Consider the following 21,000-nt stretch of genomic DNA (forward strand, 5'->3'; position numbering starts at 1 on the left):
TATATTAATTGCTATCGTGGCTGCAGGATGCAGCTCAAAAATTAAAGATGTGACCCTTGATAAAAAGCATAAACCACTACCTGATTATGTTTTGAATTCTTCTGAAAAAATTCAAGAGACTTATATCCTAGCATCAACATATCCAGAAGTAATAGCACAAGTTCCTTGCTATTGCGGATGCTTCACCCAGGATGGTCATAAAAGTAATCTTGATTGCTATATTAATAAAATGGGTCCTAATAATGCTGTAGAAGAATGGGATTCGATGAGTATATCGTGAGACGTCTGTATCGATATCGCCCGGGAGGCGATAGAAATGCATCTTGATGGTAAAAGTCCTAAGAAAATTTATCAACTAATTACTGGTAAATATAAAAATTTTGGGGAGCCGACTCCAACACCTGAGCCCAAGTAAGGAGTAACCCATGAAAAAAATATTAATCGGAAGCTATATTTTGATTATTATTGTCGTTATTTTCGGAATCGGAAAAAGTGGTATTTTTGACAGCAAGAATGAAAAAGCTATTGCTGCTGGGGAAAAGGTCTATAACAATAATTGTCTCGTCTGTCACGGTGAAACCGGTAAAGGAGAAGGGTCAAACGCTGGGACAGCCATTAATAATCAGCATTTTTTAAGCGCTGTATCTGATAAAGATTTATATAATTACGTGAAATATGGCAGAGAAGGTACTGCTATGCCTGCTTATGGACCAAGATTGCAGGAAAAAGATTTGAATAATCTTACAGCGTTTATGAGAAATTGGCAAACAAAAGAGATAGATTTTGATGTTCCAAAAACGATTTCCGGTGATCCTGAGCGTGGTTTAAAGAAGTACAATTTGTATTGTCTTAACTGTCATGGTGAAGCAGGTGCAGGCAAATTGAAAATGGGAACAGTTCTCTCTAATCCCCAGTACTTGCAGTATACTACTGATAAGCAGATGTGGATTGGCATTGCTTATGGACGTGAAGAGACTCGCATGGGTCCGTCATTAAAAGGCCTTGAAGGTGCTCGTCAGTTAAGTAAAAAGGATATAACCGACATTATTAGCTATCTTCGCACAATAAAGCCCAAAAATGAAAAAATAAATGATTATCTTACACCTTGAACCTACCGATTGGGTTCGGGTTTTTTTTTGTTTCAAAATTTCTATACTTTGAACTTTGATAACCGACTAGCTCCAGTCCATTCGCCGCTAAATGGGCTTCCGTTTTTTGAATTGTGAACATTTTGTGGTGGTTTTTTGACGAAACAGGAACGTTTTTAATCCTTTAACAAAATGTTCAAGAGTAAATCAACAAATAGTGGTAAATAACGATTATATTTATTTCAAAGAGGACTATAGTGGAAAATAGTTCTTCCTAGTGATGAGTTTTCCAAGTCAAGGAGGATTAATATGCTTAAGAAAAAGTCGTTGGCATTTTTCGTGATTGCATCATTTTTATCTAGTTTTATCATTCCGAAGGCTAATGCTGAAACAGCCTTTCAGGCAGAGAAATTTCCGATTAAGGAAATGCAGGTTCAAGTTATGCCAGAATTCGATTATCCAGAGGGCTGGTCAAGAGATATCCCTTCACTTCTAGTGGGACAATATGGAACAATTACCAACAAAAGTGGTCAGGATTATGACGGGAAAGTAGAAATTTCAGTTCCTTCAAATGAAAAAGGCTTTGAGGCTGCATTAGTTGCAGAATTTCCTGAAGAAAATAAACCGGAAGTACAGCGTCCATATGATGTAGATAAAGAAAAGGGAATGATTAGCTGGAAACCAGCAAAACCGATAAAAAATAACGAGACATACAAATTTGTTATCGAATACTACACGAAAAATATTGATGTTAAAGATAAAAAGAGCTTTACATATGAACTCATTAATAATAGTGATATCGAACTACTTGATGTTATCTTTTATGCCCCTATGAATGCTAAGGAGATCAAGATAGAGCCTAAAGCTTCAAATAATTCCAAAAATGAATATGGCGAAGAACTCTATTACTACCAATACAATAAAGTAAAAGCTGGAGAAAACTTGAAGTATTCCTTCTCCTATAAGAAAGATGGCACTGAATCAACAATGGAGGCCATAAACAAGGCACAGCCGCCAAAGGATGAAAACCATACAGGAGTAAACAATGGTACGGCAACTGATCAGGTTGTAAAAGGTGGGAAGGGTAGCTCTTCAAGTCCAATTATCGGAGTTGGCGGGGCATCAATTATCGGGATCGCTCTTATCATTGCAGGTCTTTTCGTTTACTTAGGATTGAAAGGGAACGCTCAATCCTCTCATACAACAGCAAAGGGAACAAAACATAAAAATCATCAGCCAAATAAGTCAACTGCCAAAAAAGACAACAAGGTTTCAAATGCTGAAGAAAAAAAGGAATTGCGCAAGAAACTTTTAACCGGAAAGATAGACCAAGAAATGTATGAAGAAGAAATGAAAAAATTACTTTAATGAGGTGAGAAAAATGAAAAAGAATACGATTGTCATGCTTGGTGGTTTTATTATTGCTGGTGCTATTGTTTTCCTACTTATGGCAGCAACTCCAGGGTCAAGTGGAGTGGAATTGACGCTAAAACAATTGATGGCTACCCAAGATCAGCATAAAGACGATTTCGTTACCGTAGAAGGATTATTAATTGAAGACTCTATTAAATGGAATCCTGACAAAATTGAGTTGAAATTTGATGTAAAAGATAACGAAGGTCATGTCATGCATGTGATTCATAACGGTCCAAAACCAGATAACTTCTCTGAAGGTGTTATTACTATACTTCAAGGATCTCCAACAAAAAAGGATACTTTTGAAGCGGAGTCAGTAAAAACAAGATGTCCATCTAAGTATGAAGGAAAAGACAGCAAAGACTATGACCCTGAAACACATAAAGATAAGTTAAATCAACCACCGAAAGAAAAATAACAGGCACACATAAGAAGGTGATGAAATGTTTTTATTTGCTAACGCAACCATTTATATAGGATTAGCCATTGCGATTTATTCACTTCTAATTACCACTTTGGGGATTAGCACAAAAAATCAAAAGCTCATTAACAGTGGTAAAGGTGGATTAATCGCATTATTTGTTTGTGCGGCCTTTGCGATGATTTCCTTGTTCTACCTTTTAGGAACATCGCAATTCCAATATCAATACGTAAGTGATTATACAAGTAGTGAGCTTCCAATCATTTATAAACTTACCGCCCTATGGGCTGGTAATGCGGGTTCATTGTTATTGTGGACTTTCTTCTTAACCCTTTACACAATTATGATTGCTTTTTCAAGAAAGATGAAAGGAAACCCGATGGTTCCGTATATTTCAGCCATCCTACTAGCTAACGCGGTTTTCTTCTTTTTCATCCTTGGTTTTGTGGCAAAACCATTCCTTCTATTAGATACCGTTCCACTAGAAGGTAAAGGCTTAAATCCAATGCTCCAAAATCCCGGTATGATCATTCATCCAGTGACACTATACCTTGGATATGTCGGCCTTGCCATCCCATTTGCCTTTGCAATGGCAGCATTAATCTTGAAAAATGTCGATGATTTCTGGATTAAAATGACAAGACGCTGGACGATTATTGCTTGGCTTTTCTTGAGCCTTGGAAATATCTTTGGCGGACAATGGGCCTATGTTGAGCTTGGATGGGGCGGCTACTGGGCATGGGATCCAGTTGAAAATGCATCATTTATGCCTTGGTTAACAGCAACCGCTTTCTTGCATTCCGTTATGATTCAAGAACGGAAAAACATGCTAAAAATATGGAATATCAGTTTAATTATCGTTTCATATGCACTAACATTATTCGGTACTTTCCTAGTACGAAGCGGCGTTCTGACATCTGTTCATGCCTTCGCAAATTCAAATCTAGGATTATATTTCTTGATCTTCATGGGCGTTGCAGTAATCCTTGCATTATACGTGTTAATGAGCCGTTATAATCTACTAAAACGGAGTGCAGGGGAATTCCAATCCTTTGTTTCAAAAGAAAGTAGTTTCTTAGTTAACAACCTATTACTTGTAGGCGCTGCATTTGCGGTATTCTGGGGAACGATTTTCCCGTTGGTATCTGAAGCGGTTCGCGGGACGAAAGTAACGGTTGGGCTCCCATTCTTTAATAAAGTAGAAGCACCGATTCTATTATCGATGATGTTTGTTATGGCCGTTTGTCCGATGCTGGCTTGGCAAAGGTCAACAGTAAAAAATCTCAGGAAAAACTTCATGATTCCAGCAATTCTAGCTGTCGTCGGCATGATTCTAATGGTCGTTTTAGGCATTCAAAAAGCATGGGCAGTCATTGGTTACGGGGTTATCATTCTATTATTGATCACACACTACTTAGAGTTTTATCGAGGAGTCAAAGCAAGAAGAAAGATGACAAACGAAAAACCTCTTGTTGCCCTTTACCGATTAATGATCCGAAATCGCCGCAGGTACGGAGGATATATCGTTCATCTTGGAATTGCCTTTATCACTATGGGAATTATTGGTTCACAAAACTATGATGTAGAAACAATGAAAACGGTAGCATTAGGACAATCCATTGAATTAAAAGATTATCGTCTCAATTACGAGCGTCTTGACCAGAAAAAAGAAGGAATCAACGATATTGTATATGCAGACATAACAGTTTTTAAGAATGGTAAAAGACTAGGTACCTACCAGCCGGAAAAGGTCTTTTATGGTAACTGGGACCAGCCATCATCCGAGGTTGCCATCATTTCCTCGGTTAAGGAAGACCTCTACATTGTCCTTAGTGCTTGGGAAGATGACGGTAAAGCTACCTTTGTTGTAAAAATTAATCCAATGATGAACTGGTTATGGTTTGGTTCTTTTATGATTGTTATCGGTGCTCTGTTCGCGGTCTGGAACGGGAAATATGGAAATGTTACTCCAAGATACACTGGAGTACGCAAAGAGGTGTCTTAATATGAAAAGTAAATTTTGTCTAGGGCTCCTTATCATTGCGTTTATCTTTCAAGGTTCGTTCTTTCGTGTGGAAGCAAAACAGTTCGACTATAAATCAGCTGAATTTAAAGCAGTTGCCTCTCAGTTCGCCTGTACATGCGGTTGTGGTCAAGATCACTATGAATGCGACCCAAATACATGCAATTTAACTACTGAGTTTAAAGCAGATTTAGTTGGTATGATGAATAAAGGCTGGGATAAGGATAAAATCCGTAAATATTATGTCAATATTTATGGTGAGGAAATCTTGACTTCCCCAGAAAAAAGCGGTTTTAGCTTAACTGCTTGGGTTCTTCCCTTTGTTGTTTTAGGAGCAGCTGCACTTGCATTGTTTATCATTATCCGTAAATGGGTCAAGAAAAAAAGAACAGAAGAACCTGTCATTGAATATCAAAACACCGAAGATGAAGTAGAAGGGGAAATCCTCTCTTCCATGATCGATGAAGAACGCAAAAAGTATCTTTAGGATGTGAAACAAAATGCATGATATCTCAATCATATCGATGATTTTTACAGCAGCCTTGGCGCTCACTTGTCTATTTCTTATCTTATCACCCTTATTTAAGTGGGATAATTATTTACAGGTAAGTGCAAAGGGGCAGGATTTAGCAACAACGAAAGAAGCTCTCTTGACAACACTTAATGAAATAGAGTTTGAATATAAAATGGATAAAATCTCCCATGCTGATTATAAACATTTAAAGCGACAATATGAATCAGAAGTTGCCAAGATAATGAAGGAAGAAGAACAAATGACTGATTCTCAAGTTGACCAAGATTTAATGGCAGAAGTGGAAAAAGAAATCGAAGCTCAAATGAAAAGCTACAAGACGAAAAAGGGGGAAGGAAAGTGATCAAGAAAATCACCGTCTTCTTCCTAGGACTGATGCTGTTAATTCCGTTTCACGGTTTAGCAGCATCAGATTCAAAGATTAGAGTTGATATGCACTACATCGTTTTGAGTCCTGCTGAAGATGGTTCAACCAATATGATGAATATGGTGACCTATTCCAATACCTCTGCTGAGGAATATAAGGGTGATGGAAAGGATGAGGCAGTCTTAAAAGTTGCCCTTCCAGAGGGTGCAAAGGATCTTAATTTTTTAGATAACAAAATTGCCTTTAAACAGGTTGACAAAGGCTTTATCACAACAACACCAGTCCCAGCAAATCAAACGGTTGTCCTACCGTACAGCTATCGAATGGCAAAGGGCACGGAAATTAATCTAACAGGAGATTATCCGGTTCAAATGATGCAAATTCTTGTTCCTGAAGGTAGAGGGAGCGTTGAAGTGAAAGGCTTAGTAGCAACAAGTCAAGGCCTCTTCAAATTTGATGATCAAAATTATTTTGGATACAGTATCGAAAACATTAAAGCAAATCAGACGTTCACACTTGTTTATAACAAAGACGTGCAGCCAGCTCCAAGTGAAACAAAACAGTCACAAACTACTAGTGAAAACGGAAAAAATAGTGCCGTTACACACACGGCACCTGCCTTCCATAATGCAGGTCACCTAAGGATGTGGGCACAGTCACCCTTACATCGCTTTAACCCACATGTTTTTTTGATTATTATTGGGGCAATAATCATCGCGGGAATTGTCTATTTTGCCTATTTTAGAAGAAAAGCAAGGTTGGAAGAGGAAAGACTCGGATCTGATAAGGAAGAGAAAGCATTCAAGCTCTTAATGGCAAAGCAAAAAGCTATTATGGATAAAATAATAGAATTAGAAGATACCTTTGGTGATGGAAAGCTTACAGAAGCAGAATACCATGCAAAGCTTGAAGCTTATAAACAACATTTAGTCCAGGTGAAATTAAATTTACGTAATTTTGTTGAGTAATTGCTTGTGGAGGGACTCTTATGATTGAAATAAAAAAGCTAACGAAGCAAGCTGATAATAAGCTAATCTTGCGTGGTGTGGACCTCTCAATAAAAAAAGGCGAAACGGTAGCCATCTTGGGTCCAAACGGTGCTGGGAAAAGTACACTTCTAAAGGTGCTGGCAACATTAATTAAGCCCACATCAGGATTAATAAAGATAAATGGCTTAGATTTGAAAAAAGATCATATCGAAATAAAAAAATTATTAGGTTATTTACCTCATTCCAGCTTGTTGTACGATCATTATTCACCATTAGAAAATCTAGTATTCTTTGGGAATATTTATGGAGTAAATAATGTTGAACAAAAAGCGAGCAATCTTGTAAAGGAAGTAGGATTATCCTTCTTTTTAAATGAACCGGTTAAGAATTTTTCACGCGGTATGATTCAGAGGATTGCCATCGCCCGAGCGATTATCCATGATCCAGAAATCCTGCTACTAGACGAACCACATACCGGCTTGGATCAAGGGGCAATTTCAATTTTAAACAATGTAATTCTTTCCATGAAAGAAAAAGGTGCGACAACGTTAATGGTTACACACGATTTCAAACAAGCAGCAGAAATCTGTGACCGAATTATTATTGTGAAAAATGGCAGGATTGTCGATGACTTTAAAATAGAAAATCGAAACTTAGGTTTTGTTTCCGAAAAATATGGGCTGCAAATGGAGGGAGTATCATGAATCTATTCAGAACAGCCCTTCTTCTAGCCAAAAAGGATTTATATTCGGAGCTAAAAACGAAACAAATACTTACCACACAAATCATCTTCGCTGGACTTGTTATTGTTGTTTTTAGCTTCGCCTTTGACCCTGCCAATAATACAACAAAGGCTGTCATTCCAGGAGTCATTTGGGTGATTATCGTGTTTGCTGGTATTTTAGGTCTGAATCGATCGTTCATTTCGGAGCAACGAAATGACACGATGCAAGGTTTACTAGTAGCACCAATGGAGTCTTCAAGCATTTATTTAGGGAAATTCTTAGCCAATTTTGCGATGATGCTTGTCGTTGAAATCGTTTCAATTCCGTTTTTATTCTTATTATTTGATTTTAAATTTAACGGCAGCCTTGGATATTTTGTTTTAGTTATATTCCTGGGAAGCTTTGGATTTATCGCTATCGGAACCTTCTTAGCGGCTTTAGCTGCAAATTCGAAAAGCAGTGAAATGCTGCTGCCGCTTTTGCTTTTCCCGATTACAACTCCAATATTAATCGGTGTGGTTCAGGCTACCAAAATTATTTTAACGAATATGGAAAAGCTTTCAAGTGCTATTGCCTGGATCCAATTGGTCACTGCTTATGATGTTATCTTCTTTGTTGTTTGTTTCTTATTAATTGATTATGTGCTGGAGGTTTAAGTGATGAGTATGAATCTCGAACGAGAGAAAGCGGTGCTTACTGGAACACAGTTGTCTGATGCAAAATCAACAAATTTATCAAAAATATTGTTTGGTGCTACAGTCATTTCCATGCTCATTTCTCTTTATTTTATCTTTATCTTTGCTGCGGAAGAAACAACGATGCATGCCGCACAAAAAATCTTCTATTTTCATGTAAGTTCAGCTTGGCTAGCTTTCATGGCGTTTTTTGTCACCTTTGTATTCAGTATTTTGTTTTTAATCAAGCGCAAGCGAATTTTTGACACTTATGCTTATGTATCAGCAGAAATCGGAATTGTGTTTACGATCATTGTATTAACAACAGGTCCGATTTGGGCAAAATCAGCATGGAATACTTGGTGGGTTTGGGAACCACGGTTAATCACAACATTAATCCTTTTCTTCATCTACATTGCCTATATTATGATTCGCCAAATGGATGGAGTTTGGGATAAAAAGGCGAGACTTGCTTCCGTTTTTGGAATTATTGGTTTTGCAGACGTTCCCATTGTATTTTTTGCGATTCGCTGGTGGCAGACTAAATTCCATCCAATTGTTTTTGGTGACGGACCATCTCAACAAGGTGGCGGGATTGAAAGTAGTATGCTTGTCGCATTACTAGTCACGATTACAGCTTTCACCATTCTTTATGCTTACCTTCTTAATAAGGGTGTTTCTTTTGAGAATATGAAAATTAAAGTGGACCGCTATAAAGAAAAATTAAGAGAAGAATTAGAGAAATAGGAGGATTCTTATCATGAATTATGAATATATGTTTGCAGCTTATTCAGTGGCATGGGTGGTTATTTTTGGCTATATGTTTATTATCGGTAAAAAGCACAACAAGCTTAAAAAAGAAATTGAGTTTTTAAAGCAGCTTGATAAATGAAAAATTGGCCTGTTGATTAAACAGGCCTTTTGCAGAAAACCTTACGGGTGTCAGGGGGAAATACGATGAACCAGCGAGTCATCAAATTACTCGTATTGATTCTTATTGTAGGAATGTTTGGCTTTTTTGGATATAGTCTAGTAACAAAAGGCAAGCATACAGATGTGGGTGATAAGGCTTATAATTTTGACCTACCTAATTTAACTGGAAGTAACACCAAACTCTCAGATTATAAGGGAGAGGTTGTTATTTTGAATTATTTTGCATCATGGTGTGCCCCTTGTAAGGAGGAGCTTCCAGAGTTGGAAGCCTTTCAAAAGGAATATGGTGATAAATATCCTCTCCTCATGATTAATCGCGGTGAAACGAAGGATAAAATTAATAAAGTCACTGAGAACAATAAGGCAGGAATGAACTATTTATTCGATTATAATGCCAAGGTATCGAAATTGTATAATGTTACTGGGCAGCCTGAAACCTTTGTGATTGATAAAAAAGGAATCATTAGAGAACACTATAATGGACCAGTCACTGAAATGACCCTTTATAATTGGGCAAAGAAATATGATAAATAATTTTCCGCAAAAAGGATTGAACCATCAAGCTACGGTTCAATCCTTTTTCTAATATTTCGGTTTATAATGAAATTCAGCTGTAATATTGGCCTTCACCAGTATTTGTCCGGGTTCAAATTGCGTGGAACTAATCCCCTTTACAAGTGTTTCCGGTTGATGATAAAAAGGCTGGACGACGCCTCCCCCTTCGATGACTAAACTAGGAATGGGAAATAGGGTCACATTTAATGTACCCGCAATCGTTTTCGCCTTTTCAATCGCATTATTTATTGCTAAAGTAAGGGCCTTCTGGTAATAGGAGTCTTTATTTTTTGCTTTAAATTGTACGTTTGATACATAGTTTACTCCGTTTTGAACCCCAGTGTCGACTACCTTTCCTATCAAAGATAAATCCTCTAATTGTATCTGTAAAATATGAGTTATTTTATAGCCGCGAAAAATTTGTTTTCCCTGCTCATAATCGTAATCTGATTCAATGCGGTAATCGAATGTTTGGATATGGTTTTGAGGAATCCCAAGTGATAAAAGGGAGTGGATGACTTTTTTTGATTCTTGTGAATTTCGCTGCTGAGCCGCTAGCAGTTCCTTATTTTCAGTAATGATCCCTAAGTTGACGGAAGCCGAGTCAGGTTGTACTGCCAGTTCTCCGTCCCCGGTTACTTTTATCAAATAGGAATCCTGGCCTTGAAGCCCATTATGAGGTGGCGGCTGATTATAATACATCTTCTTTCTTCCTTCCTCCTTAACCTTCAAGCTCACTATAAAATACGGCGAGACCTCTGTATATGTTCCATTTTCAAAATTCTTTTATGTAATCTAGTAAAAAAGTGCAAAAAAAATAGAATGAAAGGATATTTTTTAAAAGAATTAACAGATTTGAAAGTCATATTGTGTCCAAGCAGGCATACATTTTAAATAATGAGAAAGGCAAAAAACAAGGAGGAAGCTCTCGTGGAAACGATTCTTAACTTTTTACCCAAAAAAATTACTGACCTAATTAGCCAAATCCCTCCTAACGAAAAAGAAGAATTAGAGGAAATCCGCATCCGCATTAACCGACCGATTGAAATGACGCTAAAAGGAGCACCAAGATTTTTGTCTTATCTTATTCAGCCCGAAGATGCTTTTCATTTAATGAATAAAATAAGCCATTTCTCCATTTATACGCTTGAGGAAGAGCTCAAACGCGGATATATTACCGTTTCTGGCGGACATCGTATTGGGCTGGCTGGTAAAGTCATACTTGAAGAGGGAAAGGTCAAGGCGATTAGGGATATTTCCTCTTTTAACATAAGGATTGCTAGGGAAAAGGTAGGAATTGCCGAACCAATAATTCCTTATATTTTCCATAAAAACTGGATGCATACGATGGTTATTGGACCACCACAAACAGGGAAAACAACTCTGTTGCGTGATATAGCGAGAATCATATCATCCGGGGATCGAGTTAAAGGCATTCAGGCAAGGAAAGTAGGAATTGTTGATGAACGGAGTGAAATTGCAGGATGTGTCAATGGAGTTCCTCAATTGACCTTTGGCCATCGGCTGGATGTGTTGGATGCCTGTCCAAAGGCTGAAGGAATGATGATGATGATTCGCTCAATGAGCCCGGATGTCTTAATTGTCGACGAAATTGGCCGCAAGGAAGATGCAGAGGCCATCCAAGAGGCCGTACATGCAGGAATAAAACTAATCATGACCACACATGGGACGAGCATGGAAGAAATAAGAAACCGGCCATCGCTGAGAGATATTATTGACCAAAGAATTTTTGAGCGGTTTGTGATTCTTAGCAGGGCATCTGGGCCTGGAACCATTACCTATATTCTCGATGCAAATGGACATGAATTGAAGCAAAAAGTGAGAGTGACATAAATGATTAAGTTAATTGGTGCGATCATCATTATTGTTGCGACGACTTGGACGGGGTTTGAGGCAGCGCGAAATTTTAGCGAACGCCCCAAGCAGCTAAGGGCGTTAAGATCGGCCCTGCAGTCCCTTGAGGCTGAGATAATGTATAGCCACACGCCATTGCATGAAGCAGCTCGGAGATTAGCTGTTCAGCTCTCAAAGCCACTTTCAACATTTTTTGAAGCATTTGGGAAGAAGCTAACAGACACAGAGACAACGGTAAAGGAAGCCTGGGAAACTAGTTTAAAAGAGGTTTGGAAGAAAACAGCTTTAAAACAGGGAGAATTTGAAATTATGAAGCAATTTGGGGAAACTCTTGGCCGCCATGATCGCTTTTCCCAACAAAAACATATTATGCTAACTCTTTCTCATCTAGAAAGAGAAGAAGCAGACGCCATCGACCGGCAGGCAAAATATGAAAAAATGGTAAAGAGCCTTGGCTTCTTATCGGGATTATTACTGATAATTTTATTATTTTAGGGGGAAAAGCAATGGGTTTAGAAGTAGATATTATTTTTAAGATTGCCGGTGTAGGAATAGTCGTTGCCTTTCTGCATACTGTTCTTGACCAAGTTGGAAAAAAGGAATACGCCCAATGGGTTACTCTATTCGGGTTTATCTATATTTTATTTCAGGTTGCGTCAATAGTGGATGACCTTTTCCAGAAAATTAAATCAGTCTTTTTGTTTCAATAGAAAGGGGGGCTCTACTATTGAAATCATCAAAATAGTCGGTGTAGCTCTCATCGCAACTTTTCTTGCTTTAATCATTAAAGAGCAAAAACCTAATTTTGCCTTTCTTTTAGTCGTTTTTGTCGGCTGTGTTATTTTTCTCTTTTTAGTGGATAAGATTTTTGAAATTATCCATATGCTAGAAAAGTTAGCAGTGAATGCAAAAGTGAATATGGTTTATGTTGAAACCATTTTAAAAATCATTGGAATTGCTTATATTGCCGAATTTGCGGCGCAAATTACCAAAGATGCTGGTCAAGGAGCACTCGCCTCGAAAATTGAATTAGCAGGAAAAATAATTATTTTAGCCATGGCGATCCCAATTCTAACCGTATTAATCGAAACTATTATCAAACTAATTCCGAGCTAATGAGGCCTTAAAGAAGAGGTGTAAAAATGAAGCAGAGACTGCAGATGATTCCTATTATGATTCTTTTATTCTTTTTTTTATCTATTCCAACTGTCCAAGCTGCGGAAGAATCCAAAGACACCAAAGACACCTCTAACCCGCTATCTCCGCAGGAATTGGTAGATAATCAGCTAAAAACCTTGGATATAACAGAACTAAAACAATTTTGGGAAGATATTACCAATAAATATGGCGGCTTCCTCCCAGAAAGCCAAAAAGGAAGCCTGTATGATTTTGTTAAAGGTGATAAAAAATTCTCTATTAAACAATGGGGACAAGGAGTCTTAAAATATGCCTTTCAAGAGTTTGTAGCGAATGGAAAATTACTTGGTTCATTGATTATGTTAACCATTTTTAGTATGTTTCTTCAATCCATGCAAAATGCCTTTGAGAAAAGCGCAATAAGTAAAATTGCCTATTCGATTATCTATATGGTATTGGTCATTCTGGCTCTTAATAGTTTTCATATCGCCATCAGCTACACAAATGAAGCAATCGGGACGATGATCTCCTTTGTGCTTGCCCTTGTTCCCCTGCTGCTTGCATTAATAGCAGCTTCCGGAGGGCTTGTATCAGCGGCTTTCTTCCATCCAGTTATATTATTTTTAATGAATATGAGCGGAATGTTCATGCAATATGTTATCCTTCCACTCCTCTTTTTAGCTACCTTACTCAGTATTGTCAGTACCATGTCTGAACAATATAAAGTGTCACAACTAGCCGCTCTTTTAAGAAACTGGAGTATCGGGTTAATGGGCCTGTTTTTGACGGTATTTTTAGGGGTTATCTCTGTCCAGGGGGCATCAGCTGCTGTAACTGATGGAGTAACCATCAGAACAGCTAAATTCGTTACAGGGAACTTCATTCCAGTCATCGGCAGAATGTTTACCGATGCCACTGATACTGTTGTTAGTGCATCTGTGCTGTTAAAAAATACAGTTGGCATTGCGGGGGTAGCCATCCTGTTAATTATTGTTGCCTTCCCGGCTATAAAAATTTTAATGATTGCATTTATTTATAAAATGGCTGCTGCTATCCTACAGCCATTAGGCGGTGGCCCTGTCATAAAATGTCTTGATATTATCAGCAAAAGTGTTATCTATGTCTTTGCAGCACTAGGAATTGTGTCGCTCATGTTCTTTTTAAGTATCACTGTTATTGTGGCTGCTGGAAATTTGACGATGATGATGAGATAGGAGGGTCCTCAAAAATGGATTTTTTGAAAGAATGGGTAACGAATATAATACTTTTTATCCTACTAGCTACGGTTATTGATATGCTCCTACCGAATTCAGGGCTACAAAAATATACCAAGATGGTCACTGGGCTGCTCCTAATTGCCATCATTCTTACCCCCATCTTTAAATTAATCTCAAAGGACTTTGAATCAGCATTAGCTTCCATCTCAACGCACCAAGACCCAGGAGAAAAAAATATGAAAAATTTAATAGATTTAAAGAAAAAAGAAATACAAGCCTCGCAACATGCATATATTTTAGAAGAATTGGCTGTCAAGCTGAAAAAGGACGTTAAGGAGGAGTTGATGGAACAATACGGATTGGAGATAACAAAAATTGATTTTGTCCTAAATGAAAAAAGTGACCAAGCATTCCCTGAAAACCTCCAAAAGGTTATGGTTCTTCTAAAACAACCAGACCTTAGCGTAAAGACAGTCGAAGCAATAAAACAAATCGAAATAAATACTGAAAAACCTCTTCCATCTAAAGGCTCAACAGAAGAAGCAGAAAAAATAGCCTCATTTCTATCGCAAAAATGGAATGTAACTGAAAAAGCAGTTGAAGTTTCGATTGAAGGGGGGATCAAAAAGAAAAATGGATAACAACCAAGGACCATTATCATGGCTCAAAAAAATACTAAAACTGGATGAAAAGGGCGAAAAGAAACCTAGTAAATATCAGTATATGCTCCTTGTCCTCTGCATAGGTGCAGCGTTTATGCTTGTGGGAAATATTGTTTTTAAAAATGACACAAATCCTGCTGTGGTACCTGTAACAACTGGCCAGAAAGCAGGTTCTGAAGATGTAGCAGCATTTGGTCTAAAAAAGGGCTCAGGAAATAAAGCGATAACCGAGTATGAAGAAAAATATGAGAATCAACTTAAGAAGGCACTACAGGATATGCTCGGTGAAGATGATGTTACTGTCGTTGTCAATATTGATTCAACAGATAAGAAAATTCTTGAGAAAAATAGAACTGTGAAATCGCAAACAACGGATGAAATAGACCGCGATGGCGGGCAGCGTAAGGTTGTTGATTCCTCAACAGATGAACAATTGGTTATTATTCGCGAAGGGGAAAAAGAGGTTCCAATTTTGGTAGAAACAATAAAGCCAGAGATTCGCGGTGTACTGGTGGTTGCCAAGGGTGCTGAAAATATCGAGGTGAAAAAATGGATTAGGGAAGCAGTCACGAGGGCATTAGGAGTACCTAGCCACCGAGTCGCTGTCATGCCTAAAAAATAAAAGGGGGATTATTATCATGCTTTTGAAAAAACAAACAGTTTGGTTATTAACTATGTTAAGTTTAGTAGTTGTGCTATCGGTTTATTATATTACTTCTCCGGAGCAAAAGTCGAATGAACTTACAGCAGTGCAACAAAAGCCTAAAGATCAAAATAAGGGTAAAACAAAAACTGAATCCAAGAATGGTAAATCCGTAGTTTCTTCGGTTGCGGGGGATGCAGCGTTTGAAGAACTGCGAATGAAGCAAGAAGACACACGCAGTGAAAAAAAACAAAATTTAACAAATGAGCTGGCTTCAACTGATCTTCCTGCAGATAAACGAAGTGAAGTGAAAGATCAAATGGATAAATTGAATCAAACGGCCCAAAAAGAAGAATTGCTTGAAACATTTATTAAAACGATGGGCTATGATGATGTCCTAGTAAGAGCAGATGGGGCAAAGGTAATTGTTACGGTTAAAGCCAAGAAGAAGCCTTCTGCAACGGAGGCTAACAAGATTATGCTGGAAGTGAAAAAGGAAATTGATGAAACAAATTATGTAGCAGTTGAATATCAACCATCTAAATAGAAAAGAGGAAACACCCGTTTTGCGAAGTACACTAATTGTTGGTCGCTGAAGCTAGACAATGATCGCAGGTCAGAGATTTATACGAATTATTTTATTAGGGAAGCTGTGCTTCCTCAGATTGTCGAGAAAGGGTATTTTTCTCGGCAATTTTTTTGTCTGAATCTAAATTACCGATTTTTTATTAATTGATTGTCTCTGCTATCTGGCCTGTTGATTTCCGCTCCGGGCACTCGCTTTCCGCGGGGAGGTCCTGGAGCCTCCTCGGCGCCTTTGGCGCCTGCGGGGTCTCCAGTGACCTCTATATCCCGCAGGAGTCGAGTGCCCTCCGCTCCAATCAACAAGGAGGCAAATCAACCTAAAGAATTGCAACACACTTTTTCTAGCGGTAGGCAATGTCCATTTTAATTTCTCTTTCTAATTGTCTTTCAGAACGAATGCCAAAAAGATACCCTATAAACATCATTTTAAAAAGAATAAGGGGATCAGATGGGCGACCATTATCCTAGCTATAAAAAGGACGAACTTTTTCTAGAAGAAATGTAAAATCTATATATTTGTCAAGCAAGCGAAGAAGGTGGTCATCTGGAACTAATTCATCAATAGAAACGAATTCATATTCACTTTGGCTAGACTCTTTTGGCTTAAACATTGATTTCACCACTTATTTTTTATTATTTATTGGTTGAGTTGAAGGTCTTTATTGAAAAACACTCTGTTGATTGGAGAGGAATGCGCGAAGACTCCTGCGGGAGTACGGGGCAGGGGAGACCCCGCAGGAGCGAAGCGACGAGGAGGCTCCCCGGCACGCCCGCGGAAAGCGAAGCGCCTGGAGCGCAAATCAACAGACATGTTGCATGAATAATATTATAATAAATTAACGCGGTGAAATGTTAAAGTGAAATAAAAAAATAAAGCCAGTCGAAAGTTTTTCGACTGGCTAGGGAAGCCTAGCTTTCCTTTTTTTATTGGTTTAATTCTGTGAAAATAAGAGAAAATAATGTTTTGTATTGAATTAGGAAGTTAAAGTTCACTTTTTAGAATAATAATATTAAGATGATAAAGGAGGGCATGCAGTAGAAATTGTTATGGTTGTTACGATTAAGATTATTGAACTTTTACAAGGTATTATCGTATAGTATTAGTAGTTAGTCCTAATTAAAGTAGTACGAGGGGTGTTACTCATGTTAAAAGTACAAGAAATTCGAGAATTGATTAAATTGGTTGACCAGTCTAGTATTGATGAATTTGTTTATGAAATTGACGGTTCAAAAATTAAAATGAAGAAGAATGGTACAGTAACTGTTGCATCTATGCAGCCAATTACACCAGCTACGGCTCCTGCAGCTGTTCAAACAATCCCGGTTGCAGCTGTTACACCTGCCGCTCCTGCAGTGGAGGTAAAGCAAGAAGCTCCAAAGGTTGAAACTCCAACCGAAGGAGATACAACAAATTTACACAAGATTACTTCGCCAATGGTAGGGACTTTCTATGCATCTCCAACTCCAGATTCAGACGCATATGTCAAAGTAGGGTCAAATGTATCGAAGGATTCCATTGTGTGTATCGTTGAAGCAATGAAATTATTTAACGAAATTGAAGCAGAAGTTAACGGAGAAATTGTTGAAGTACTTGTGAAAAATGGACAATTAGTAGAATATGGACAGCCTTTATTTTTAGTAAAGCCTTAAGTTAGGAGCGATAACAGGATGATAAAAAAACTGTTAATTGCAAACAGAGGAGAAATTGCCGTAAGGATTATTCGTGCCTGCCGGGAAATGGGGATTGAATCAGTTGCCGTTTTCTCAGAAGCAGACCGTGAAGCTTTGCATGTACAGCTAGCGGATGAAGCCTACTGCATAGGACCCACTTCATCAAAAGACAGTTATTTAAACGTGACAAATATTATTAGTGTGGCAAAACTAACTTCCAGTGATGCGATTCACCCGGGTTATGGATTTTTGGCAGAGAACGCCGATTTCGCTGAACTTTGCCGTGATTGCAATATTACATTTGTTGGTCCAAGCCCGGAAGCCATCACAAAAATGGGAACAAAGGATATCGCTAGGGAAACAATGCGTGAAGCAGGAGTACCAATTGTTCCGGGATCAACGGGAATTATTAATGATATCGATGAGGCATTGGAACTGGTTGAAACCATTCACTATCCAGTTATAATTAAAGCAACTGCAGGCGGAGGCGGCAAAGGGATCCGCGTTGCCAAGAATGAACAGGAATTAATAAAAGGAATCACGATTACCCAGCAGGAAGCTTTGACAGCCTTCGGGAATTCCGGTGTCTATATCGAAAAATATATCGAGGATTTCCGCCATGTTGAAATCCAGATTCTTGCTGACACATACGGTAACACCGTCCATTTAGGAGAAAGAGATTGCTCCATCCAGCGCAGACTGCAAAAACTGCTTGAAGAAACGCCTTCACCTGCCTTAGATGGAGAAATCCGTGAAGAAATGGGAAATGCAGCCGTAAAAGCTGCAAAAGCAGTTGCTTATTCAGGTGCCGGCACGGTAGAATTTATATATGACTACCGCAATCGTCAATTTTATTTTATGGAAATGAACACGAGGATTCAGGTGGAGCATCCTGTAACAGAAATGGTCACTGGAATTGATCTTATTAAGGAACAAATTAAAGTGGCAAGCGGTGAAAAGTTATCAGTAAATCAGCAGGATGTTACTTTTACAGGATGGGCAATCGAATGCAGAATCAATGCTGAAAATCCTGAAAAGAATTTTCTTCCATCAGCTGGGAAAATCAAAATGTACTTACCGCCTGGAGGTTTTGGAGTTCGGATTGATTCAGCGGCATATCCAGGCTATACCATTCCACCTTACTACGATTCTATGATTGCGAAAGTCATCGCATATGGCAACAGTAGGGAAGAGGCAATATCAAGAATGAAACGGGCATTAAGTGAATTTGTCGTTGAGGGCGTTCATACAACCATCCCGTTCCATTTAAAACTGCTAGAACATGAAAAATTTGTAGAAGGCAGTTTTAATACAAAATTCCTGGAACTGTACGATGTGATGAGGTCTATCTAATATCTGGAGGTGAGCTCAGGTGAGCGAGTTTAGTATTTTGGAAATGGAACAAGGAAATAATGGGCATGGAAAAATTGAAATTGCCCCTGAAGTGATTGAGGTAATAGCTGGCATTGCTGCTTCCGAGGTAGAAGGTGTAGCAAGTATGCGTGGTAATTTTGCTACAGGTGTTGTTGAACGATTAGGGAAAAAAAATCACGGTAAAGGCGTTAAAGTCGAGCTGACGGAATCAGGGATAAAGGTTGATGTGTATTGTTTGATGAAGTTTGGCATCTCCATTCCGACTGTTGCAGGGAAAATACAAGATAATATCCGTCAAGCCCTACTTAATATGACGGCTTTAGAAGCAGAAGAAGTAAATATTCACGTCGTTGGAATTCAATTTGAAACCCAAAAGATTGAACCAGAAATTGATTCAGAATTGTAAAAGGAAAAACCAAAGGAGCTAATCCTTTGGTTTTTCTATTTCAAAAAACAAAGTGAAATATTCAACCTTTCAGTGCGAATCCATTTTAGTTGTGCTATTATCTTTTTATGTGTAAGCTATCTTGATTGTTTTAATACTATAGGATGGATGGAAAAGGGGCGGAGCGCCGCAAAAACGAATCAGTATATCCAATTGTAGTGAAAAATCCAGATTTAACCATGAAATTAGTGAACTTGGCTCTGCTCACACCGTCTTAATCATGTAGGGTTTGGTCTTTGAATGAGTGTAGTTCCATGGTTGATGGCGGTGTGAAACGCCATATTTGTTTGTATAAAAAATAGACAAAAATTATTTAATATATCTAAAGGAGTTAACGGTATAATGAAAAGAAGAACAGCAAGGGAAAAAGCATTACAAGCACTGTTCCAAATCGACGTAAGTAACAGTGAACCATCATCCGCAATTGAACATGTTTTGGAAGGGGAGGCAGGTGACGAATATCTCACAAAACTCGTTTTAGGTGTTGTTGAGCAAAAAGCCGAAATCGACAAATTGATAATCGAAAACCTTGAAAAATGGACGATCGATCGGTTAGCAACGGTTGACCGAAACTTATTAAGAATTGCTGTATATGAATTGAAATTCTTCCGAACTGAAGTTCCGGAAAACGTTATTTTAGATGAAGCCATAGAGATAGCAAAAATTTACGGAGATGACCAGTCAAGCAAGTTTATTAATGGTGTTCTTTCGAAGGTGAAACATAAGCTTCTTAACGATTAATTGATTGGGTCCTTTCAAACAAAGGGGAGAAATGACAGTGACTGCTCAAATTATTAATGGAAAAGAAATTGCCGCAAAAAAAAGAATAGAAATTGCTGAAAAAGTGGCTGCTCTAAAAAGTCAGGGAGTAACTCCAGGGTTAGCCGTCATTCTTGTTGGGAATAACCACGCTTCTCGGACATATGTAACAAGTAAAGAAAAAGCATGTCAAGAACTGGGGATGAACTCTTTATTAATTGAAATGTCAGAGGATATTCCAGAGGAGGAATTGCTCGCCAAAATTGAAGAACTTAATGAAGACTCTTCGATCCACGGTATTTTGGTTCAACTACCAATTCCAAAACATATTGATGAAAGTAAGGTAATAGAAACGATTTCCCCGTTAAAGGATGTCGATGGCTTCCATCCGATTAATATCGGCAGGATGATGACCGGACAGAATGCTTTCTTACCATGCACACCTTACGGAATTATGGTGCTACTTGAAGAAACAGGGATAGCTATTGCTGGAAAAAATGTCGTCGTAGTAGGAAGAAGTAATATTGTGGGTAAGCCGGTGGGACAATTATTTCTTAATCAGCATGCAACCGTAACCTATTGTCATTCCAAAACTAAAGATTTAAAGTTACATACAAAGCAAGCAGATATTCTTGTTGCCGCTGTTGGTATACCAAACTTTATCAAAGGTGAACATGTAAAAGAGGGCGCTGTGGTCATTGATGTAGGCATTAACCGTAATGAAGCAGGAAAGCTTTGTGGTGATGTTGCTTTTGATGAGGTGAGTGAAAAAGCTGGATATATCACCCCAGTACCCAAGGGCGTAGGACCGATGACGATAACGATGCTCATGTATAATACCTTGAAATCAGCAGCTGAAACAATCAATCGTTACTAGAGGATGAAGAATTGTCCTTATCTTTTATTGAT

General features: G+C 38.3%; 27 protein-coding genes and 1 pseudogene. 26 read left to right on the forward strand and 2 right to left on the reverse strand.

The window, feature by feature from the left end; genetic code table 11:
- The first annotated feature begins 1 nt into the window (after window position 1).
- The 13 genes from RTR43_RS10860 to RTR43_RS10920 all read left to right on the forward strand — a co-directional run bounded on the left by RTR43_RS10860 (window position 2) and on the right by RTR43_RS10920 (window position 9,702).
- Entirely contained in the window at window positions 2-415 is a 414-nt protein-coding gene (locus tag RTR43_RS10860) for a PCYCGC motif-containing (lipo)protein (protein ID WP_396954562.1), read from the forward strand.
- A gap of 10 nt (window positions 416-425) precedes the next feature.
- Entirely contained in the window at window positions 426-1,109 is a 684-nt protein-coding gene (locus tag RTR43_RS10865; RefSeq protein ID WP_312471779.1) for a c-type cytochrome, read from the forward strand.
- 288 nt (window positions 1,110-1,397) lie between these two features.
- Window positions 1,398-2,456: a hypothetical protein gene (locus RTR43_RS10870; protein WP_312471781.1), complete on the forward strand. Its 1,059-nt coding sequence runs from the start codon at window positions 1,398-1,400 to the stop codon at window positions 2,454-2,456.
- A gap of 13 nt (window positions 2,457-2,469) precedes the next feature.
- Window positions 2,470-2,922, forward strand: a complete 453-nt coding sequence (locus RTR43_RS10875; RefSeq protein WP_312471783.1) for a cytochrome c maturation protein CcmE — start codon at window positions 2,470-2,472, stop codon at window positions 2,920-2,922.
- Between the two features lie 25 nt (window positions 2,923-2,947).
- Window positions 2,948-4,930 (forward strand): heme lyase CcmF/NrfE family subunit, encoded by a 1,983-nt coding sequence (locus RTR43_RS10880; RefSeq protein ID WP_312471785.1) that lies wholly within the window; start codon window positions 2,948-2,950, stop codon window positions 4,928-4,930.
- Window position 4,931: 1 nt separating this feature from the next.
- Window positions 4,932-5,435 carry a cytochrome c-type biogenesis protein CcmH gene (locus RTR43_RS10885; RefSeq protein WP_312471786.1) on the forward strand — a complete coding sequence of 168 codons (504 nt, stop codon included), beginning with the start codon at window positions 4,932-4,934 and terminating at the stop codon, window positions 5,433-5,435.
- Between the two features lie 13 nt (window positions 5,436-5,448).
- Window positions 5,449-5,823 carry a hypothetical protein gene (locus RTR43_RS10890; RefSeq protein WP_312471789.1) on the forward strand — a complete coding sequence of 125 codons (375 nt, stop codon included), beginning with the start codon at window positions 5,449-5,451 and terminating at the stop codon, window positions 5,821-5,823.
- Window positions 5,820-6,815 (forward strand): hypothetical protein, encoded by a 996-nt coding sequence (locus RTR43_RS10895; RefSeq protein WP_312471791.1) that lies wholly within the window; start codon window positions 5,820-5,822, stop codon window positions 6,813-6,815. The genes RTR43_RS10890 and RTR43_RS10895 overlap by 4 nt, the downstream gene beginning before the upstream one ends.
- Before the next feature lie 20 nt (window positions 6,816-6,835).
- Entirely contained in the window at window positions 6,836-7,540 is a 705-nt protein-coding gene (locus tag RTR43_RS10900) for an ABC transporter ATP-binding protein (RefSeq protein ID WP_312471792.1), read from the forward strand.
- A complete protein-coding gene (locus tag RTR43_RS10905) occupies window positions 7,537-8,217 on the forward strand; it encodes a heme exporter protein CcmB (RefSeq protein ID WP_248735523.1) in 681 nt (226 codons plus the stop codon). The genes RTR43_RS10900 and RTR43_RS10905 overlap by 4 nt, the downstream gene beginning before the upstream one ends.
- Before the next feature lie 3 nt (window positions 8,218-8,220).
- Complete coding sequence (locus RTR43_RS10910; protein WP_312471793.1) at window positions 8,221-8,982, forward strand: cytochrome c biogenesis protein; 762 nt, start codon at window positions 8,221-8,223, stop codon at window positions 8,980-8,982.
- 13 nt (window positions 8,983-8,995) lie between these two features.
- Window positions 8,996-9,127: a CcmD family protein gene (locus RTR43_RS10915; protein ID WP_248735521.1), complete on the forward strand. Its 132-nt coding sequence runs from the start codon at window positions 8,996-8,998 to the stop codon at window positions 9,125-9,127.
- A gap of 65 nt (window positions 9,128-9,192) precedes the next feature.
- Window positions 9,193-9,702 carry a TlpA family protein disulfide reductase gene (locus RTR43_RS10920; protein ID WP_312471795.1) on the forward strand — a complete coding sequence of 170 codons (510 nt, stop codon included), beginning with the start codon at window positions 9,193-9,195 and terminating at the stop codon, window positions 9,700-9,702.
- Between the two features lie 48 nt (window positions 9,703-9,750).
- Here the strand turns inward: RTR43_RS10920 and RTR43_RS10925 are convergent, their stop codons facing one another.
- Window positions 9,751-10,425: an SIMPL domain-containing protein gene (locus RTR43_RS10925; protein WP_312471796.1), complete on the reverse strand. Its 675-nt coding sequence runs from the start codon at window positions 10,423-10,425 to the stop codon at window positions 9,751-9,753.
- Between the two features lie 228 nt (window positions 10,426-10,653).
- On the opposite strand from RTR43_RS10925, the gene spoIIIAA reads away from it, so the two are divergent.
- The 8 genes from spoIIIAA to RTR43_RS10965 are packed head-to-tail and all read left to right on the forward strand — an operon-like array spanning window position 10,654 to window position 15,804.
- Window positions 10,654-11,577 carry a stage III sporulation protein AA gene (gene spoIIIAA, locus RTR43_RS10930; RefSeq protein WP_248735518.1) on the forward strand — a complete coding sequence of 308 codons (924 nt, stop codon included), beginning with the start codon at window positions 10,654-10,656 and terminating at the stop codon, window positions 11,575-11,577.
- The gene (gene spoIIIAB / locus RTR43_RS10935) at window positions 11,578-12,093 is read left to right on the forward strand and encodes a stage III sporulation protein SpoIIIAB (RefSeq protein ID WP_248735517.1); all 516 of its coding nucleotides are present in this window, start codon (window positions 11,578-11,580) and stop codon (window positions 12,091-12,093) included.
- An 11-nt stretch (window positions 12,094-12,104) separates the two neighbouring features.
- A complete protein-coding gene (spoIIIAC, locus tag RTR43_RS10940; protein WP_007084610.1) occupies window positions 12,105-12,308 on the forward strand; it encodes a stage III sporulation protein AC in 204 nt (67 codons plus the stop codon).
- Window positions 12,265-12,714, forward strand: coding sequence for a stage III sporulation protein AD (spoIIIAD, locus tag RTR43_RS10945; RefSeq protein ID WP_248735516.1), 450 nt, complete (start codon window positions 12,265-12,267; stop codon window positions 12,712-12,714). Before spoIIIAC ends, spoIIIAD begins: the two co-directional genes overlap by 44 nt.
- Before the next feature lie 26 nt (window positions 12,715-12,740).
- A complete protein-coding gene (gene spoIIIAE, locus RTR43_RS10950) occupies window positions 12,741-13,949 on the forward strand; it encodes a stage III sporulation protein AE (protein ID WP_312471808.1) in 1,209 nt (402 codons plus the stop codon).
- 14 nt (window positions 13,950-13,963) lie between these two features.
- A complete protein-coding gene (gene spoIIIAF, locus RTR43_RS10955; RefSeq protein ID WP_312471809.1) occupies window positions 13,964-14,593 on the forward strand; it encodes a stage III sporulation protein AF in 630 nt (209 codons plus the stop codon).
- Window positions 14,586-15,236: a stage III sporulation protein AG gene (gene spoIIIAG, locus RTR43_RS10960; protein WP_312471811.1), complete on the forward strand. Its 651-nt coding sequence runs from the start codon at window positions 14,586-14,588 to the stop codon at window positions 15,234-15,236. The genes spoIIIAF and spoIIIAG overlap by 8 nt, the downstream gene beginning before the upstream one ends.
- 16 nt (window positions 15,237-15,252) lie before the next feature.
- The gene (locus RTR43_RS10965; RefSeq protein WP_312471812.1) at window positions 15,253-15,804 is read left to right on the forward strand and encodes a SpoIIIAH-like family protein; all 552 of its coding nucleotides are present in this window, start codon (window positions 15,253-15,255) and stop codon (window positions 15,802-15,804) included.
- Window positions 15,805-16,186: 382 nt separating this feature from the next.
- On the opposite strand, the pseudogene RTR43_RS10970 reads toward RTR43_RS10965, so the two are convergent.
- A pseudogene (locus tag RTR43_RS10970) lies at window positions 16,187-16,453 on the reverse strand (transposase); the annotation flags it as partial.
- 532 nt (window positions 16,454-16,985) lie between these two features.
- On the opposite strand from RTR43_RS10970, the gene accB reads away from it, so the two are divergent.
- From accB to folD, 5 genes are all read left to right on the forward strand, one after another.
- Window positions 16,986-17,492, forward strand: a complete 507-nt coding sequence (gene accB, locus RTR43_RS10975; RefSeq protein ID WP_312471813.1) for an acetyl-CoA carboxylase biotin carboxyl carrier protein — start codon at window positions 16,986-16,988, stop codon at window positions 17,490-17,492.
- An 18-nt stretch (window positions 17,493-17,510) separates the two neighbouring features.
- The gene (accC, locus tag RTR43_RS10980) at window positions 17,511-18,866 is read left to right on the forward strand and encodes an acetyl-CoA carboxylase biotin carboxylase subunit (protein WP_312471815.1); all 1,356 of its coding nucleotides are present in this window, start codon (window positions 17,511-17,513) and stop codon (window positions 18,864-18,866) included.
- A gap of 19 nt (window positions 18,867-18,885) precedes the next feature.
- Entirely contained in the window at window positions 18,886-19,293 is a 408-nt protein-coding gene (locus RTR43_RS10985) for an Asp23/Gls24 family envelope stress response protein (RefSeq protein WP_248736572.1), read from the forward strand.
- 381 nt (window positions 19,294-19,674) lie between these two features.
- On the forward strand, window positions 19,675-20,073 hold the full coding sequence (gene nusB, locus RTR43_RS10990; protein ID WP_312471817.1) for a transcription antitermination factor NusB: 399 nt from the start codon (window positions 19,675-19,677) through the stop codon (window positions 20,071-20,073).
- Between the two features lie 37 nt (window positions 20,074-20,110).
- Entirely contained in the window at window positions 20,111-20,968 is an 858-nt protein-coding gene (gene folD, locus RTR43_RS10995) for a bifunctional methylenetetrahydrofolate dehydrogenase/methenyltetrahydrofolate cyclohydrolase FolD (protein ID WP_312471819.1), read from the forward strand.
- Window positions 20,969-21,000: the final 32 nt, after the last annotated feature.

The sequence above is a fragment of the Neobacillus sp. genome, assembly GCF_031988165.1.
Lineage (GTDB): Bacteria > Bacillota > Bacilli > Bacillales > Cytobacillaceae > Neobacillus > Neobacillus rhizosphaerae.

Excerpts from the sequence above, each read along its gene's own strand:
- RTR43_RS10920 (WP_312471795.1), top strand. The coding sequence starts at position 9,193 with ATGAACCAGCGAGTCATCAAATTACTCGTATTGATTCTTATTGTAGGA.
- RTR43_RS10885 (WP_312471786.1), top strand. The coding sequence starts at position 4,932 with ATGAAAAGTAAATTTTGTCTAGGGCTCCTTATCATTGCGTTTATCTTT.
- RTR43_RS10925 (WP_312471796.1), bottom strand. The coding sequence starts at position 10,425 with ATGTATTATAATCAGCCGCCACCTCATAATGGGCTTCAAGGCCAGGAT.
- accC (WP_312471815.1), top strand. The coding sequence starts at position 17,511 with ATGATAAAAAAACTGTTAATTGCAAACAGAGGAGAAATTGCCGTAAGG.
- RTR43_RS10865 (WP_312471779.1), top strand. The coding sequence starts at position 426 with ATGAAAAAAATATTAATCGGAAGCTATATTTTGATTATTATTGTCGTT.
- RTR43_RS10910 (WP_312471793.1), top strand. The coding sequence starts at position 8,221 with ATGAGTATGAATCTCGAACGAGAGAAAGCGGTGCTTACTGGAACACAG.
- RTR43_RS10965 (WP_312471812.1), top strand. The coding sequence starts at position 15,253 with ATGCTTTTGAAAAAACAAACAGTTTGGTTATTAACTATGTTAAGTTTA.
- spoIIIAF (WP_312471809.1), top strand. The coding sequence starts at position 13,964 with ATGGATTTTTTGAAAGAATGGGTAACGAATATAATACTTTTTATCCTA.
- RTR43_RS10890 (WP_312471789.1), top strand. The coding sequence starts at position 5,449 with ATGCATGATATCTCAATCATATCGATGATTTTTACAGCAGCCTTGGCG.
- RTR43_RS10870 (WP_312471781.1), top strand. The coding sequence starts at position 1,398 with ATGCTTAAGAAAAAGTCGTTGGCATTTTTCGTGATTGCATCATTTTTA.
- spoIIIAB (WP_248735517.1), top strand. The coding sequence starts at position 11,578 with ATGATTAAGTTAATTGGTGCGATCATCATTATTGTTGCGACGACTTGG.
- RTR43_RS10880 (WP_312471785.1), top strand. The coding sequence starts at position 2,948 with ATGTTTTTATTTGCTAACGCAACCATTTATATAGGATTAGCCATTGCG.
- spoIIIAE (WP_312471808.1), top strand. The coding sequence starts at position 12,741 with ATGAAGCAGAGACTGCAGATGATTCCTATTATGATTCTTTTATTCTTT.
- nusB (WP_312471817.1), top strand. The coding sequence starts at position 19,675 with ATGAAAAGAAGAACAGCAAGGGAAAAAGCATTACAAGCACTGTTCCAA.
- RTR43_RS10900 (WP_312471792.1), top strand. The coding sequence starts at position 6,836 with ATGATTGAAATAAAAAAGCTAACGAAGCAAGCTGATAATAAGCTAATC.
- RTR43_RS10915 (WP_248735521.1), top strand. The coding sequence starts at position 8,996 with ATGAATTATGAATATATGTTTGCAGCTTATTCAGTGGCATGGGTGGTT.
- spoIIIAD (WP_248735516.1), top strand. The coding sequence starts at position 12,265 with ATGACCTTTTCCAGAAAATTAAATCAGTCTTTTTGTTTCAATAGAAAG.
- RTR43_RS10905 (WP_248735523.1), top strand. The coding sequence starts at position 7,537 with ATGAATCTATTCAGAACAGCCCTTCTTCTAGCCAAAAAGGATTTATAT.
- accB (WP_312471813.1), top strand. The coding sequence starts at position 16,986 with ATGTTAAAAGTACAAGAAATTCGAGAATTGATTAAATTGGTTGACCAG.
- RTR43_RS10875 (WP_312471783.1), top strand. The coding sequence starts at position 2,470 with ATGAAAAAGAATACGATTGTCATGCTTGGTGGTTTTATTATTGCTGGT.
- spoIIIAG (WP_312471811.1), top strand. The coding sequence starts at position 14,586 with ATGGATAACAACCAAGGACCATTATCATGGCTCAAAAAAATACTAAAA.
- spoIIIAC (WP_007084610.1), top strand. The coding sequence starts at position 12,105 with ATGGGTTTAGAAGTAGATATTATTTTTAAGATTGCCGGTGTAGGAATA.